The organism is Acidovorax sp. LjRoot66, assembly GCF_964253305.1.
Classification (GTDB): domain Bacteria; phylum Pseudomonadota; class Gammaproteobacteria; order Burkholderiales; family Burkholderiaceae_C; genus Acidovorax.
Window position 1 is genome coordinate 3,225,523 of the sequence record NZ_CAXUQU020000001.1, and the last position, 12,415, is coordinate 3,237,937.

At 67.0% G+C, this 12,415-nt stretch carries 10 protein-coding genes; 2 read left to right on the forward strand and 8 right to left on the reverse strand.

The features are described from left to right. Window positions 1-5: 5 nt before the first annotated feature. The 5 genes from ACSQ3Y_RS15215 to ACSQ3Y_RS15235 all read right to left on the reverse strand — a co-directional run bounded on the left by ACSQ3Y_RS15215 (window position 6) and on the right by ACSQ3Y_RS15235 (window position 5,863). Window positions 6-2,546 carry a TonB-dependent siderophore receptor gene (locus ACSQ3Y_RS15215; protein ID WP_436177904.1) on the reverse strand — a complete coding sequence of 847 codons (2,541 nt, stop codon included), beginning with the start codon at window positions 2,544-2,546 and terminating at the stop codon, window positions 6-8. A 209-nt stretch (window positions 2,547-2,755) separates the two neighbouring features. Then, window positions 2,756-3,763: a FecR family protein gene (locus ACSQ3Y_RS15220; RefSeq protein ID WP_057202812.1), complete on the reverse strand. Its 1,008-nt coding sequence runs from the start codon at window positions 3,761-3,763 to the stop codon at window positions 2,756-2,758. Continuing rightward, complete coding sequence (locus ACSQ3Y_RS15225; RefSeq protein WP_057202813.1) at window positions 3,760-4,302, reverse strand: sigma-70 family RNA polymerase sigma factor; 543 nt, start codon at window positions 4,300-4,302, stop codon at window positions 3,760-3,762. Before ACSQ3Y_RS15225 ends, ACSQ3Y_RS15220 begins: the two co-directional genes overlap by 4 nt. A gap of 159 nt (window positions 4,303-4,461) precedes the next feature. Continuing rightward, window positions 4,462-5,397 carry a haloalkane dehalogenase gene (locus ACSQ3Y_RS15230; RefSeq protein ID WP_057202814.1) on the reverse strand — a complete coding sequence of 312 codons (936 nt, stop codon included), beginning with the start codon at window positions 5,395-5,397 and terminating at the stop codon, window positions 4,462-4,464. A gap of 43 nt (window positions 5,398-5,440) precedes the next feature. Beyond that, complete coding sequence (locus ACSQ3Y_RS15235; RefSeq protein WP_057202873.1) at window positions 5,441-5,863, reverse strand: DoxX family protein; 423 nt, start codon at window positions 5,861-5,863, stop codon at window positions 5,441-5,443. 93 nt (window positions 5,864-5,956) lie between these two features. Here ACSQ3Y_RS15235 and ACSQ3Y_RS15240 point away from each other — a divergent pair, with 93 nt between their 5' ends. Together ACSQ3Y_RS15240 and ACSQ3Y_RS15245 are read left to right on the forward strand one after the other, a co-directional pair. After that, a complete protein-coding gene (locus tag ACSQ3Y_RS15240; RefSeq protein ID WP_057202815.1) occupies window positions 5,957-6,352 on the forward strand; it encodes a winged helix-turn-helix transcriptional regulator in 396 nt (131 codons plus the stop codon). A gap of 251 nt (window positions 6,353-6,603) precedes the next feature. Beyond that, entirely contained in the window at window positions 6,604-7,416 is an 813-nt protein-coding gene (locus ACSQ3Y_RS15245; RefSeq protein ID WP_436177905.1) for a hypothetical protein, read from the forward strand. 92 nt (window positions 7,417-7,508) lie between these two features. On the opposite strand, the gene ACSQ3Y_RS15250 is transcribed toward ACSQ3Y_RS15245, so the two are convergent. The 3 genes from ACSQ3Y_RS15250 to ACSQ3Y_RS15260 are packed head-to-tail and all read right to left on the reverse strand — an operon-like array spanning window position 7,509 to window position 12,404. Next, window positions 7,509-9,674 (reverse strand): response regulator, encoded by a 2,166-nt coding sequence (locus ACSQ3Y_RS15250; RefSeq protein WP_436177906.1) that lies wholly within the window; start codon window positions 9,672-9,674, stop codon window positions 7,509-7,511. 13 nt (window positions 9,675-9,687) lie between these two features. After that, window positions 9,688-10,152, reverse strand: a complete 465-nt coding sequence (locus tag ACSQ3Y_RS15255; protein ID WP_436177907.1) for a response regulator — start codon at window positions 10,150-10,152, stop codon at window positions 9,688-9,690. Then, window positions 10,152-12,404 carry an ATP-binding protein gene (locus tag ACSQ3Y_RS15260; RefSeq protein ID WP_436177908.1) on the reverse strand — a complete coding sequence of 751 codons (2,253 nt, stop codon included), beginning with the start codon at window positions 12,402-12,404 and terminating at the stop codon, window positions 10,152-10,154. Before ACSQ3Y_RS15260 ends, ACSQ3Y_RS15255 begins: the two co-directional genes overlap by 1 nt. Window positions 12,405-12,415 lie beyond the last annotated feature (11 nt).

Genomic DNA, 12,415 nt, shown 5'->3' on the forward strand with positions numbered 1-12,415 from the left:
CAGGATCAGAAGCTGGCCGTTGCCGTCAGCATGACATTGCGCGGCTCGCCATATACGTTGCCGAAATCCACGCCGCGGATGCCCGAGTAGTAGACCTTGTCGAACAGGTTGTTGACGCTCAGCACCAGCTGGGCCTGCTTGCTGATCTGGTAGCCGACGCGCATGGCGGCGACCGCGTATGCGCGCTGCTCCGAGCGCACCGCGCCGTTCAATGCGTAGTAGCTGCTTTGCGCGTTGATTCCGCCACCGAGCGACCAGCGCCCGCCGTCCCAGGGCATGCGGTACTGCGCCCACAGCTTGACCAAATGCCTTGGCGTCTGCGGGCGAAACGCGAGCCCCTGGTTGGCACTGTCCTTGAGGTACTTCGTGGTGTTGAGGGTGTAGCCTGCGAACACATCCAGCTGGGGCAGCACCCGGCCCGTCACTTCGGCCTCGATGCCCTGGCTGCGCACCTTGCCTTCGGCCCGGTAGCACTGGTTGGCCACTGCGGCTGAGGCGCAGGGGGCGGCCGGGTCCTGCTGGGCCCGATTTTCCTGGTCGATGCGAAACACCGCCAGGGAGGCGTTCAGTGCGCCGCCCAGGTATGCGCCTTTGATGCCTGCTTCGTAGTTGGCGCCGACCACCGGGTCGAGTTCGGCGCCGGTGGCGGTGAACTGGGTGGATTGCGGCAAAAAGATGTCGGAGTAGCTGGCGTACAGCGAATGGGTCTTGTCCAGCTCGTACACCAGGCCGGCATAGGGGGTGAGCTCACGCGCGTAGCGCACCTTGCGGCCGATGGCGGTGCTGCCGCTCACCAGGTTCTGGTTGTCCGTCTGGGTGGTGTACCAGTTCAGGCGTGCGCCGAGGATCAGTTTCAGGGGCTCGCTCACCGCGAAGCGGCCGCTGCCGTACACGCCATGCTGGCGCGTGCGCAAGGTGGTGCCGGAGGTGAACGGCCCTTCGGCGGGCTCTGCGATGGAATTCGGGTTGAAGCTGAACACGTCCGGGATGGCCACGGCGGGGAAGAAGGCCGACTGGCGCGATCGGGAGTCGTAGTCCTGCGCGTTCACGCCGACGGTGAGATCGTGCTGGCGGTCAAACAGCGTCACCTGTCCCGTTGCGTTGGCATCCAGGTTGCGGCGGTCGGCCTCGGATTGCCAGCGCAGGCCTGTGTAGACCGAGGCCGCACGCGTCGCAGGGTTGACGCCAAAATTGGTGTCGGTGCCGCGCGTGATGCTGCGCTTGAAATCCTGTTCCTGCGGCGAGCTGTTGAAGCCCAGGTTCAGCTTCCAGCCGCTCTCCAGTTGGTGGTCCAGGTTGAAGAACACTTCGCGGATGTCTTGCGACCAGCGGTTCCAGGCGGGGGCCAGGTAGGTGGAGCGGGGAAGCCCCAGGCTGCTCCCGTCGCTGTAGCGCGGCAACCCGAAAATCCAGGGGACGGCATCGACCTTTTGTTGCTGCCCGCCCAGGGTCAGTTTCGTGGCCGGGCCCAGGTCGACATCGACCACGCCGTACAGCACGGATTTGCGGGATTCCATGACATCCACATGGTAGTCGCGGTTCTCCTGCACGGCCACGACGCGGGCGCGCACCGAGCCCGAGGCGTTGATGGGCCCGCCGATGTCGGCCTCGCCACGGTAGAAGCTCCACGACCCGGCGCTGGCCGTTGCGGACGCGGAAAACACCGGCGTGGGCTTCTTGCGCACCAGGTTCACCGTGGCCGAAGGATTGCCCGCACCTTGCAGCAGCCCGGCCGCGCCGCGGATGACCTCGACGCGGTCGTACACGGCCAGATCCGCGCCGGTGAACGAGGTGCCCAGGAAGGTCTGCGGTACGCCGTCTGCCTGGTAGTTGTTGACGAGGAACCCGCGCGATATGACGTTGGCCGAACCGGCCGGGCCGGTGGTGGTGTCGATCTGCAGGCCCGTCATCTGGTCCAGGGCGCTCTCTATCTGTGTCAGGTTCTGGTCGTCGATGCGCTGGCGGGTCAGCACGCTCACCGACTGGGGAATCTCTTTGAGCGAGCGGGGGGACTTGCCGATGGTGACGGCCGGTGTCGTATAGGAGCCGGTGCCTTCGGTGGCGTATGTGCTCTCCCGTTCAGCCGTTACCTTGACCGGCGCCAGCGTGGCCTCGCTGGTCTTTTCGCTCACGGGTGCCAGCCGCAGAACATACCGCCCCTGGGGGTCTGGCACCGCCTGCAGACCGGTGCCGGCCAGCAGCGCGGCCAGCGCGGCAGCTGGCGTCGCACTGCCTTGCACGCCGGGGCTTTGCTTGCCCTGGGCCAGCTCCGTGCTGCCGGTGAGCAGCACGCCGGATTCGGACAGGAAGCGCGTGAGCACCGTGCTCAGCGGCCCTGCGGGAATGTTGTAGCTGCGGGGGGCTGTGATTGTTGTTGCCTGGGTCGCGCTGGCCGCTGCCGGCTGCGCCTGGGCTGTGCCTGCCCAGCCGCCCACGGCAATGCCCCCTGCCAGCAGCAGGTGGGCGGCAAGGGCTGTGGGGCGCACGGCAATGGGGAGCTGGCTGCTGCGCGCAGGGGTGGGCCGCAGCGGTGCGTGACGAGACATGTGGTTTACCTCTTGCTTGGTCGGTTGGGTTCTGGCGGCGGACCAGCCACCCGTGCTGCGGCGCCAGGGAGCGCGCTGTGCACAAGGGGGCTTGTGTGTCCTCAGCAGGTAAACCGGACGAGAGGCAAAAAAGTGGAAGCAGGGGGCAAAAAAAGATCCAGGGCCACCGGCCACCGCCCTGCGCCAGGGCGTTCGGCTGGCACCGCCGGTCAGCGGGTGCGGGCCTCGATGGTGGTCCACCAGGGCAGTGGCTGGCGCACCTGGATGGGCAGCGCCTGCTGGAGCATGTCCAGCGTGCCCTCGAAGTCATCGAGCGGGTAGCTGCCCAGCACGGTGAGGTGCGCCACATCGGGTGCTACGGCGATATGGCCGCGCCGATAGCGGCCCAGCTCCTGCACCACCCGGGACAGGGGCAAGTCCTGCGCCAGCAGAATGCCGCGCGACCAGGCTTCGCGCGCCGGGTCTGCCGGCGTCTGCGTCTGCATTTGGTGTGCAGTGAAGCGGACCTGGTGCCCCGCCTGGATGACGTGGCTGGCACTGGTGCTGGTGCCTGCCAGGGTGACTTGCACCGCACCTTCATACACGGCCAGCTGGGTAGCGCCATCGCCATCCAGCCGCACGTTGAACCGGGTACCCAGGGCCTGCATGCGCCCGTGGGCAGTGTCGACGACGAAGGGGCGAGCGCGGTCCGGGGCTGTCTGAACCAGGACTTCGCCGCTGCGCAGGCGCAGGCGGCGCAGGTCGGCGCGGTAATCCTCGTCGATGGCGCTGGCGCTGGCGAGCCATACCTGGGTGCCATCGGCCAGGGTGAGCTTGCGCCGTTCGCCGGTGGCGGTGCGGTGGTCGGCGCCCCAGGCGACAAGTGGCCCGGCCGTGCCCGCGTGCTGCCACAGTGCCCAGCCGAACACACCGCTGCCCGCCATGGCCGCCACCCCCAGCACCAGCGAGCGGCGCTTGGCCAGCCGTTGGTTGGCGGACTGCAGTGCGTCGGCCGCAAGCCGCGGCGAAGGCACGGACTGCAGGGGCGAAAAGCGCTGGCTGACGCGCTCCACCACCGCCCAGGCGGCCTGGCTTTCGCCGCCACTGGCAAGCCATGCCTGCCAGCGGGCGTGGTCTGCATCGGTGGCGGTGCCCGACTGGAGCAGCGAAAACCAGGTGGCTGCCTGCTCCATGGCCTCGTGGGTAGGGGCGTGCAGGGCAGGGGGCGTGGCGCTCATGGGGCGGCGTTGCCGTGCGTGGCCGGGTGGCCCGCCTCCAGCCGCATGCAGTGGAGCATGGCCTGGGTGATGTAGGTGCCCACCGTGCGCGAGCTGACACCCAGCTCGCTGGCGATCTCCTGGTGCGTCATGCCGCAGGCAGCAGACAGCACGAACGCCCGGCCGGCCTTGGGTGGCAGGTTGCGCAGCATGGTGTCGATTTCCCGCAGGGCCTGCAGCACGGTGTACTGCTCTTCGGCGGAGGGCGCCAGGGCTTCGGGCAGCACCGCCAGCGTGTCCAGCCAGGCACGCTCGACCACCCTGTGCCGCCAGAGATCCACGCATAGGCCTTTGGCAACCACGCGCAGATAGGCGCGCGCCTGCGGCTGGCTATCGAAGCGCTGCGGCGAGCGGATCAGCCGGACAAAGGTGTCGTGGGCCAGGTCGGCGGCCTCGGCGGTGTTGTCCAGCCGGCGCCGCAACCAGCCTTGAAGCCAGTGGTGATGGTCGAGGTACAGGTGCTCGACGGTGGGTGGGGAAATGTAGTCCGTAGTGCTCACGACGAATGAGAAGAGGAGATTTCACTGAAAATCAATGAGAATGAGTTGCATTATCTGTCTTTGGGGGGATGGATGGCAAGCTTGCCTTGAATGGGCTCACGCCTGTAAGCGCTGATCGGCCTGCGGGAGACGGGCCCCTTGGCCCGACACCGCCTCGCGCTAAGCCAGGCGGCTGCGCGGCGGCAAACCGTGGGTCACCTGCGCCTGGCTGCGCAGGCCGCGCACGAAGCCGGCGATCGCCGCGCCCACTTCATCGGGCGTGGTCTCCTGGAGGTAGTGGCTGCCCTTCACCGTGACTTCGATCTGGTGGGGCCAGGTCTTCGCGATGCCGTACAGGCGGTTGGTCAGCAGGTAGCCGGGCTCGGCCCGGATGAGCAGCTTGGGGACATCGCTCTGGCCCAGCCAGCGCGAATAGTCCTCGGCGATCTGCACGGTGTGCGCGGGCTGACCCTCGATCGGCAAATCGAACGAGATCATGGGCCTGCGGTCCTCTCCGGGTTGGAGGAAGGGCGCGCGGTATTGCGCCTTTTCCACGTCGGAGAATTCACGCGCACCGAGCAGAAAACCTTCGAGGAAATCCAGCCCCTGCAAACTGGCTTCCAGTCCTTCAGGCGTCATTTGCCTGAGCTGCGCCTGCACATGGCCGGGGAAGTCGGAGACGAGCAGCGGGGCGACGATGGATTCCATGTAGGCAATGCCCTGAACGCGGTTGCGGTGCTGATTCGCCCAGTCAAAGCCGAACATCGAACCCGTGTCATGCAGGACCAGGATCACCTCGTTGCCCAGGTCCAGCGCATCCCACAGGCCGTGCAGGTACTTGCGCTGCTCGTTGAAGCCGTAGCGGGACACGCCCAGCGCCGGATCGAGCTTCTCGGAATCGCCCATGCCCATGAAATCAGCGGCGATCAAGCGCCCATGTCCCTTGAGGTGCCGCATCACATTGCGCCAGAGGTAGGAAGACGCTGGGTTGCCGTGCTGGAAGACGATGGACGGCCCCTCGCCTTCGTCGATGTAGGCCATCCTGTGGCCGTGAATGTCGAGGTACTTCTTCGCTGCAAAAGGCTGCTCCGAGACCTTGGCGTGAAATTGGCTCATTCGTTTCTCCAGTCGATTGGGGGTAGTGGTGTGGTTGCGCCGGTCAGCGCGCGGCGTAGTTCAGGGGTGCCTGGACCACTGCGGTCGCAGGCGCATGGGGCGAGGGCAGTGCGCGGGCGGCGTTTTGGGTGGAGAAGGAGGCCGCCAGCAGAACCAGCCCGACTGCTGCGGGAATGGCGCCCTTGGGCTTGCGAACCCCCAGGTGTGCCAGGCCGGACAGGACCAGGTGGTAGAAGATGCCGGCATACGCGAGGTCGCTGAGCGCCACGTTGAAGTGCCACAGGATCGCAATGGGACCGAGCAACTTGATGGCGATCATGAAAGGCACAAGGAGCGGTGCTGAGTACCCCAGTTCTGCCTGCGCCTTGCGAACGAACTCACCCTTGGCGATATACATGGCAGCAGAGGCGAAGTACAGCAGCGAAAGCAGCGCGGTGGAGATCCAGTAGAGGTAGGTGGTGGCCATGGTGTTTTGCTGATCAGCATTGAAGTTCGACATGCAGCAAGGATGTCGTCTAAGATGAATATTGACAAGTAGGATGAAAAAATGGTGCTTAGTATGAAAAACCATACCAATGAAGATGCCGAGATCAACATGCACGAGGAAATGCGCCGCGCATTTGCCCTGCTTTCGGGCAAGTGGAAGCTGGAAATCATGTGGCTGCTCAACCAGCGGATCTACCGCTTTGGCGAGTTGCGCAAGGCCATCCCCGGCATCACGCAGCACATGCTGACGGCGCAGTTGCGTGAGCTGGAGGCGGACGGCTTGGTCTCGCGCACCGTGTTTGCGCAGGTGCCGCCGCGCGTTGAATACGAGATGACGCAAAAGGCCCGCGGACTGGGGCCGACGATGAAGGCCCTCATGGACTGGTGGACCGAGTACGGGCAAAGCGTGCCGGTCAAGAAGGCTGCGCGTGGCCGTGCATCCAGTGCCACCAGGTCGAGCAAGGGGTAGTGACCCGCGCCGTGCAGCGGGCCATTCCTGCGCTGCCTGGATTGCGGGCTGTTGAACGCGCTTTTCAAACGCACCAGGGTGCGCAAGGCTCCCCCTGCCTTTGGGTGACAGGCGTCACGTTCGGCCTGCAAAAAAAGCGGCGCAACCGGATGGTCCACGGCGAGAATAATTCCGGGCAGGCAGTCCGCGATCACCGTGTGCGGCCTGACCATCCTCGACCACTGCGAACCATACAACAAGGAGAAGATCGCATGTACTGGACACAACGAATGGCGCCACTCAAGGCGCTCAAGACCATCATGGCCTCGGCCACGCTCATGGGCCTCGCCGCCTGCGGCGGCGGTGGTGGTGACGACCCCGTCGCTACACCCTATGCCCTGGGCGGCACGGTGAGCGGCGTGCCCATCGGCAAGCCTGTGCTGCTGAGCAGCGGCAGTGGGGAGGACCTGACCGTGGCGGCCGATGGCAGCTTCACCTTCACCAAGCCGCTGGCGGATGGCGCGAGGTATTCGGTCGCCGTCAAGACGGCACCCCAGGGCTCGGGCTGCGTGGTGCGCAATGGCTCCGGCACCGTGGCCGGCGCTGTGGTGAACACGGTGGCTGTGCGGTGCGTGCCCCTGGCCACCCTGTCGGACGGCGCATGGGAGCAGGACCGGTGCCAGCCCCCGGCCAGTGGCAGCAGCGGCGTGCGCGATCTGTGGAACCTGTCGACCAACGCGACCAGCGGCCAGGTCACGGTCGGTGTGGGCACGGTGACCTACGGCAACGCGCAATGCGATGGCGTAGGTGTCGCCGCCACGGGTGCCTTGAGCCGTACCTTCTGGTTCCAGCCCGAACGCACGGAGGCCGGCGCAGGCCTGGCGGCCTTCTGGGGTAAGCGCCAGACTTTCCCGGGTGGGCTGTTGAACCCCGCGGTCTTCACCCCCGTGGTGCTGGTGCGCAAGGCCAACAACCTGTGCCTGCTGGAGGACACCGCCGTGCCATCGGCCTTCCCCAACGCTGCCAGCCTGGAGGCTGCAGCCAGCGCGGCGATTGCTGCCGGGCAGTGCTACACCCCGCGCTAAGGTAGAACGCGCGTGTGCTTGCCGGCCGTGGGTGCCGGCAGGTGAACCGCGCGGCATGGAATTGGCCCTGCGTGTGCAGACGCGGGCCACGCCTACCGCGCTTCGATGACCTCTTTGGCACGCCGCGCGAGGGCGTCCATCCCGAAAGGCTTGGTCATGACGTGCATGCCGGGCTCCAGATGGCTGGCGTCCAGTGCGGACTGTGCGTAGCCGGTCACGAACAGCACCTTGAGCCCGGGGCGCTCGCTGCGTGCGGCGTCGGCCACCTGGCGGCCGTTCATGCCGCCGGGCAGGCCCACATCGGTGATGAGCAGGTCGATGGGGCTGTCCGAGCGCAGCCAGCGCATGGCGTCGGTGCCGTCGCCGGCCTCCAGCGTGGCGTAGCCCAGGTCTTGCATGACCTCCACGATCAGCATGCGCAGTGACGCTTCGTCGTCCACCACCAGCACGGTCTGGCCCTGGTCGGCACGCGGCGGTGCGGCCGGGCGTTGCTCGGGCGGCGCCTGCTCTGGCTTGCGCTCGCTGCGCGGCAGATCGATGCACACCGCAGTGCCTACACCCACCGTCGACTCGATGCTGACGCGCCCGCCGGACTGCTTGGCAAAGCCATACACCATCGACAGACCCAGGCCCGTGCCCATGCCCAGCGGCTTGGTGGTGAAGAACGGGTCGAAGGCCCTGGCCGCCACCTCGGGCGGCATGCCGGTGCCGTTGTCGCGCACGCACAGGGACACATAGCTGCCGGGCGTGAGGTCTGCGGCACGGGCCGCGTGCGCATCCAGGGTGCGGTTGCCGGTCTCGATGACCATGCGCCCGCCCTCGGGCATGGCATCGCGCGCGTTGATGCACAAATTGAGCAAGGCACTTTCGAGCTGGCCGGCATCCACGTGCACGTTCCACAGGCCGGGCGCAGCGATGACCTCGACATGGATCTCGGGGCCGACCGTGCGGCGCAGCAGCTCCTCCATGCCGTGAACGAGCTGGTCGAGCGCCAGGGTCTTGGGCTCCAGCGTCTGGCGGCGCGAGAAGGCCAGCAGGCGGTGGGTGAGCGATGCGGCGCGCTTGGCCGCACCCTGCGCCATGCCGATGTAGCGCTCCATGTCGGGGGTGAGGTTGGCACCGCCACGCCGGCGCAGCAGCTCCAGGGCGCCGGTGATGGAGCCCAGCAGGTTGTTGAAGTCGTGCGCCAGACCGCCGGTGAGCTGGCCAACGGCTTCGAGCTTCTGGCTTTGGCGCAGCTGCTCCTTGGCCGCCTCCAGCTCTGCGGCGCGCTCTTCGACCTGCCGCTCCAGCGAGGCGGCAAACGCCTGCAGCGCGATTTGCGCCTCGCGCCGGCCCAGCACGGAGCGCAGGCGGTCGCCGACCTCGCGCACGAAGTCCACCTCGTCATCGGTCCACACACGGGGCTGGCTGTGGTTGAGGTACAGCAGCCCGACAAAATTGCCCTGCTCGCGCAGCGGCATGTTGAGCACGGCACGGGCCGATATGGCCTCCAGCGCGTGCGCGTTGCCCTGGGTGCGCGGGTCTTCGCGGGCGTCGGCGAAAGCCACGGTGATACCGCGCGCCAGGTCGTCGATGTAGGAGCCGTAGTCGCGAAACTGCAGCACCCCCGCAAGGGTCTGCACGCCGGGTGCGTTCCAGTCGCGTTCGATGGTGATGGTCTCGGCGATCTTGTCCACCACCCCATAGCCCGCACGGTCCACGTTGAAATGGTGCGCCAGCGTTTGCGCAGCGGCATAGCCGATCTCGACCACGTCGTCCATGTCGCGGATGCGGTCGCTCAGCTGCACCAGGGCCAGCTGCCGCTCTTGCGCTTGCACGATGGCTGCGTCTGCCTGCTGCAGGCGGCGCTCTGCCACCCCCAGGGTGCGCCGGCTGGCCGCTTCCTTGAGTGCGCGGTTCAGCACGAAGGGCAGGCGTTCCAGGCGGTTCTTGCTCACGTAGTCGGTGGCGCCGCGCTTGAGCAGCTCGACCGCGTTGTCCTCGCCGATCACGCCGGAGACAAAGATGAAGGGAACCTCGGGGGAGTGCCTGCGCACCAGCTCCAGGGCCGCACCGCCCGAAAAACCGGGCAGCTCGAAGTCGGACAGCACCACGTCGAAACGGTGTTCCACCAGCGCCTGGGTGAACCTCGGGCCGTCGCTCACGAGGGTGACGTCCGCGGCGGGCAGCGCGTTCTTCAACGCTTCGGCGAGCAGTTCTGCGTCGAAGCGGGAGTCTTCCAGTACCAGCACGCGCAGGTGCGTCGTCGAGTCCATGGCAGGCAGCTGGCTACAGGGGCTCGCCACGGCGGCTGGCTTTGGAGGAGCCTGGTGGTGGCTCGTTGAGCACGGCCCAGAACACGCCCAGGTCGCCGATGGCAGAGACGAAGCGGTCGAAAGCCACCGGCTTGACGACGTAGGCGTTGACGCCCAGCTCATAGCTCTTGACGACGTCGTTTTCTTCCTGGGACGAGGTCAGCATCACCACCGGAAGGCTGCGCAGCGCCGGGTCGGCGCGCACGGCCTGCAGCACCTCCAGCCCATTGACCTTGGGCAGCTTGAGGTCCAGCAGGACCACGGCCGGGTTGCCCGCAACGCGCCCGGCAAAGTCGCCTTCGCGCCGCAGGTAGTCCAGGGCCTGCGCGCCGTCGCGCATGACCACGACCTCGTTGGCCAATTGGCTGCGCTCCAGCGCAATGAGGGTGAGTTCCAGATCACGCTTGTCGTCTTCGACCAGCAAAATGGGCTTTAGCATCAAAGGCTCCGGGGGGAGGGGGTGTTCTTGGATGGAGCGGTGGCGTCTGCCGCCGCGCCGGGCGCCACGCGCGGCAATATAAAGCCAAAGCGGGCGCCCTGGTCTGGCGTGCCTGAACCCCAGACGGTGCCGCCGTGGCGCTCGACGATGCGCTTGACGATGGCCAGGCCGATGCCCGTGCCCTCGAACTCGTCGGCCTGGTGCAGGCGCTGGAACACACCGAACAGCTTGTTGGCGTACTCCATGTTGAAGCCCACGCCGTTGTCCTCGACCTCGATGCCGTCGCCCTCGGGCCTGCGCAGAGCGCGCACGGTGATACGCGCGGGGTCGCGGCCACGCGAGTATTTGAGCGCGTTGCTCAGAAAGTTGCGCGTGGCCACCTGCAGCAGCAGCGGGTCGCCAAACAGTTCGGGGTAGCTGGGCTCCAGAGCCCATTGCACATTGCGCCCGGACTCCTGGCGCGACAGCTCGCGCACCAGCTCCTGCAGCAGCACCTGCATGTCGACGTTGCGCTGCTTGAGCGCGGCCCGCCCCATGCGCGAAAAATCCAGCAGCGCATCGACCAACTGGCCCGCGTAGGCGGCGGCGTCCTTGACGTTGCCCAGGTAGCGCAGGGCCCGTTCGGACAGCGCCTTTTTCTCCAGGTCGACCACCAGGTCCACATAGCCCGCAATGTGGCGCATGGGCGCGCGCAGGTCGTGCGACACGGTGTACGAGAAGGCTTCGAGCTCCTTGTTCACCCGCGTCAGCTCGTGGGCCACTTCCTCGAACTCTTCTGCGCGGCGCAGCACGATGCCGATGAGGGCCTGGCGCAGCTCGCCCGCCACGGCCACTTCCGCAGCCGACCAGGGCAGGCAGGCGCCGCGGATGCTTTCCTGCCAGCTGTCGAAGCTGCGCCGGGGGTGAATGCGGCCGTCGGCGGCCACCTGGTTCTTGCGCGGGTTGCCCGCCCAGGTGACGGTCTTGACGATCTCGGGCCGAAACCACAGGATCACGTGGCGGTGCACCTGGGAGATGGACACGGCCAGCACCCCGGCCGCCACATCCTTGAAGCCCTGTGCCGGCGCATGGTCCTGCGCCAGTTGGTGGCTGTGGAACACCTCTGCGCCCAAGCCCTCGATCCAGTTGGCCAGGTCCATGACGGCCTGCTGCGGTGGCACCTCGCCCACGCTCCAGACCTCGTCGTCGCGCACCACCGCCACGCCGCTTGCGCGGGCAAACCGCAGCATGGCAGGTACCTGGGCCAGCAGGCTCAGCGTGCCGTCGCTCTCGGACAGGTGCGAGACGATCTCCAGCGTAAGCTGGCGCAAGGCCAGTTGCTCTGCCACCTGGCCGGTCGCCTCCTTGGACTGGATCTGCAGGGCCAGCAATTGGCCCAGGTGCTCGCAGGCCAGCCGCGTGGCCACGCCGACGTGGCGCGGGGCATGGCCATGGCAGGACACCAGCCCCCACAGCCTGCCTTCGATGACGATGGAGACCGACATGGACGACAGCGTGCCCATGTTGCGCATGTACTCCAGGTGCACTGGCGAGACGCTGCGCAGCTGCGCCTGGGACAGGTCGATGTCCGAGGGCTGCAGTGCTGCGCCATGGATGCGCAGCGCCACCGGCGTGTAGTTGGCGTCGGCAATCAGGCGAAACTGGTTGAGCACGTACAGTGCACGCGCCTGCAGGGGAATGTCGTCCGCCGGGAAGTGGTGGCCGGCATAGCTGTCGTAGCCCGGGTCCAGGTCTTCGGCCAGCACCTGGCCATGGCCTGCCTCGTCGAAGCGGTAGACCATGCACCGCCCGAAGCCGGTCAGGCGCTTCATTTCGGTGGCGGCCAGCTGGGCCAGCTGCTCGATGGAGCTTGCGGCCTGCAGGCGCGGAAGAAAGATGCGGGTGAGCGAGTAGATGGGGGCCCCTTTGCCATCGGCAGGGGCGGCGGGCTCGAACTCGGCCAGCAGGTGCCGGTCCGTGCAGTGGGCCGATACGTCCCACCGCTCGCCGGCCTGCGCCGCCCACACCCCCAGGGACACTGGCACCGCACCAGGGGGATTGGCCGGCAGCGCGCTGCCCGTCAGGTGGTCCAGCGCTGCCTGCAGGCTGCCGGTGGGCCAATTGTCGCTGGAGCCCACCAGTTGCAGCGTGTGCGCATCGAGCACCAGCAAGCGGCCGTGGGGCTGAATGGCCCCAGGCACACGGATGGGCTCTGTGTGGCAGGAGAAAAGATCAGGGTCAGCGGTGGGCGGCAGGCCTGGGTTTGACGTCATGAACAAAGGTA

Bases quoted from the DNA above. Each gene is read 5' to 3' on its own strand.
- ACSQ3Y_RS15215 (WP_436177904.1), bottom strand. From the start codon at position 2,546: ATGTCTCGTCACGCACCGCTGCGGCCCACCCCTGCGCGCAGCAGCCAG.
- ACSQ3Y_RS15220 (WP_057202812.1), bottom strand. From the start codon at position 3,763: ATGAGCGCCACGCCCCCTGCCCTGCACGCCCCTACCCACGAGGCCATG.
- ACSQ3Y_RS15230 (WP_057202814.1), bottom strand. From the start codon at position 5,397: ATGAGCCAATTTCACGCCAAGGTCTCGGAGCAGCCTTTTGCAGCGAAG.
- ACSQ3Y_RS15235 (WP_057202873.1), bottom strand. From the start codon at position 5,863: ATGGCCACCACCTACCTCTACTGGATCTCCACCGCGCTGCTTTCGCTG.
- ACSQ3Y_RS15240 (WP_057202815.1), top strand. From the start codon at position 5,957: ATGAAAAACCATACCAATGAAGATGCCGAGATCAACATGCACGAGGAA.
- ACSQ3Y_RS15245 (WP_436177905.1), top strand. From the start codon at position 6,604: ATGTACTGGACACAACGAATGGCGCCACTCAAGGCGCTCAAGACCATC.
- ACSQ3Y_RS15250 (WP_436177906.1), bottom strand. From the start codon at position 9,674: ATGGACTCGACGACGCACCTGCGCGTGCTGGTACTGGAAGACTCCCGC.
- ACSQ3Y_RS15255 (WP_436177907.1), bottom strand. From the start codon at position 10,152: ATGCTAAAGCCCATTTTGCTGGTCGAAGACGACAAGCGTGATCTGGAA.
- ACSQ3Y_RS15260 (WP_436177908.1), bottom strand. From the start codon at position 12,404: ATGACGTCAAACCCAGGCCTGCCGCCCACCGCTGACCCTGATCTTTTC.